This is a genomic window from Alcanivorax sp. HI0083 (assembly GCF_001635175.1).
The window spans coordinates 1-2,480 of record NZ_LWFX01001039.1 but is presented as its reverse complement, the minus strand read 5'-3'; the positions used below and the strand labels follow the sequence as shown (position 1 = coordinate 2,480).

Below are 2,480 nucleotides of genomic sequence, written 5' to 3'. Positions count from 1 at the left end.
CTCGCCTGGCAGCGGCGGTACCTGGTCCAGTACGGCGTGTAGCTGGTCAAAGAATTTTTCCGGCTCTACCCATTTGGTTTCCCCGTCGCTTTTCGGTGCCGGGAACGTGGGTAGCTGGGACCAGTCCGTGGTTTTCATTTCGCCATCGAAATCTTCCAGCGGATAGGCGTTGATCTGGCTGATCACTGGCTGAATGGCTTGCTTGTCTTCTTCGGTGGAATCCATGAAGGCGCGGGGGATCATGTTGGCCAGTTCCGTGGAAGAGCGGATAACCTCATTGATGCCTTCCGGCACGTCGCCTTCCCAGTTGGGACCGACCAGAAGATAAAAGCCGGGCTCGGTGCCATAGGGCGTGCCCAGTTCGCCGACCTGATCGGTGCGCTGGTCATAAATCGCATAAACCCAGAAACGGTCGCCAAAATCCGGTACCTGGATGACAACGGGTTGCTCGTTCAGAGAGAAGAAACCCAGCCCATAAACCACATCCTGATTGGGGCAGGTGACAAAGGTTTCTGCCGGATCAATGTAGTCATTGAGCATGGCAATGTGTCCCTGAGGGGCCACTGGTACGATGCCGTTGAGTAACCCAGGTTTGGGTGCCTGGGTAATGCCCGCGCGTCGATTCGCCTGGTTGACCATGGGCCAGGCCCAGACATAGGACTGAGCGGCAACCACCCTGGCGTAAGACTCGGACATGGATGCCCCTTCTTCGGGCTGGTTCAGGTCTTCAAATGAGCGAGAAAGCGTTTCATTGTCAGGAACTGTGGTGGCTGCTGCGGGGGTGTTTTCGGGAGGCGCTGTGTTGGTCGGTGCGGATTCTTCAGAGCTGTCGTTGTTGCAGCCGACAAGGGCAACAGCCCCAAGCAGACCAGCGGCTAGGATACCGGGTTTCATAATACTCTCCATGTCAGAATTCCTGTCCTTATAAAATCTATAGCAGGGGCAGGTTAATTACCATGGAGCAGATAACAGGCTTTTCATTTATTCGGGTTCACCAGGAAAGGGTGAACAGGTCGAGGTTTGCGGGGCGCTAGCAGGGGACGAAGAGTTTGAAGAAGGGGATAATCCTGCGAGCGAGCGCATGGCGGTCGCTCGCAGGGCTGGAAATCAAGCGGGGGTCTTTTCCACGGTCTTGAGGACTTTTTGCAGGCTGGCGACGGTGCCGCCGATATCGCTGAGCCCCTGGGGCAGCAGCATGGTGGTGGATTCCTTGGCGACTTTCTCGAAGGCGGTAACGTATTGCTCTGCGATACGCAGGCTGACGGCTTCCTGGCCGCCGTCTTCTTTCACGGCAGAGGCAACCTGGCGCAGACCTTCGCCGGTGGCGGTGGCGATCAGCTCGATCTGACGGGCGCGACCTTCCGCCTCGTTGATTTGCTTCATTTTCTCACCTTCAGAGATGTTGATCATCTCCTGCTTTTCACCTTCGGAGCGGTTGATCGCCGCCTGGCGGTCACCCTCGGAACGGTTAATGGCGGCCTGGCGCTCACCTTCGGATTCAGCAACCACCGCGCGACGTTCCCGCTCGGCGCGGACCTGTTTCTCCATGGCATCCTTGATGGATACGGGCAGGTTGATGTCGGCCACTTCGTAACGCAGCACTTTCACGCCCCAGGGTTGGGCGGCTTCGTCAACGGCGCGAACCACTTCCATATTGATTTCGCCACGTTCTTCGAAGGTTTTGTCCAGATCAATTTTACCGATCACCGAACGCAAGGTGGTCTGGGCCAGTTGCTGGGCCGCCATGACATAGTCGTCCACGCCGTAGCTGGCGGCTTTGGGGTCGATGACTTGCAGGTACATGACGCCGTCGATAGACACTTCGATGTTGTCCTTGGTGATACAGCTCTGGCGCGGTACGTCGCGAACAATTTCTTTCTGGGAATGCTTGTAGGCGACACGGTCGATAAAGGGCATCAGAAAATGCAGGCCAGCATCCAGGGATGTCTGGTATTTGCCCAGTCGCTCAACCACATAGACCTGCCGCTGGGGCACGATACGAATGACCATGAAGAGCAGCACGACAACGCCGAGGGCGAGAAGTCCGGAAATAATCAAACCAGCCATGAATACAGTTCCTTGTTATTGCGTAGAGTGATGAAAGAAAGAGAAATCCGTAATGGGTTCGTCAGTCGTTTTCAGGTTTAACCGCCGGCCAGGGTTCCACTGTCAGCCAGAGTCCTTCGTGCTGGGTGATGCGTACCATGTCACCAGGGTTCAGCGGCTGGCTGCACTGGGCCTGCCAGCGTGCGCCACGGTAGTTTACGGTGCCTGTGCCTTTGGCAAAGGCTTCAGCCACGGTGGCGCGGTGGCCGATCAGGCCGGCGCTGTCTTCCTCGCCCTGGCGTTGCCGTTCGCGCCCCATCAGCTTGTCATTGAGAACCCGGCGAACAAACACCAGCAGCAACAGGCTGGTAACCGCGAAAATAGTGAGTTCCCAGGTCGTGTCATCAATCAGGCCGAGAAATTTCAGGCTGCCG

The 2,480-nt window shown here is 56.9% G+C and carries 3 protein-coding genes; all 3 read right to left on the bottom strand.

Annotation, left to right across the window (positions count from 1 at the left end; all coding sequences use genetic code 11):
• The coding region (locus tag A3754_RS13365) for a DUF1254 domain-containing protein (protein ID WP_156496986.1) at positions 1 to 894 on the bottom strand (894 nt) is incomplete at its 3' end.
• Positions 895 to 1,107: 213 nt separating this feature from the next.
• A complete protein-coding gene (locus tag A3754_RS13360) occupies positions 1,108 to 2,067 on the bottom strand; it encodes an SPFH domain-containing protein (protein ID WP_063520087.1) in 960 nt (319 codons plus the stop codon).
• A 61-nt stretch (positions 2,068 to 2,128) separates the two neighbouring features.
• Positions 2,129 to 2,480 (bottom strand): NfeD family protein (locus tag A3754_RS13355; RefSeq protein ID WP_063520086.1); only part of this gene is annotated, 352 nt, incomplete at its 5' end.

Coding starts and splice junctions, on each gene's coding strand:
- A3754_RS13360 (WP_063520087.1), bottom strand. CDS start 2,067: ATGGCTGGTTTGATTATTTCCGGACTTCTCGCCCTCGGCGTTGTCGTG.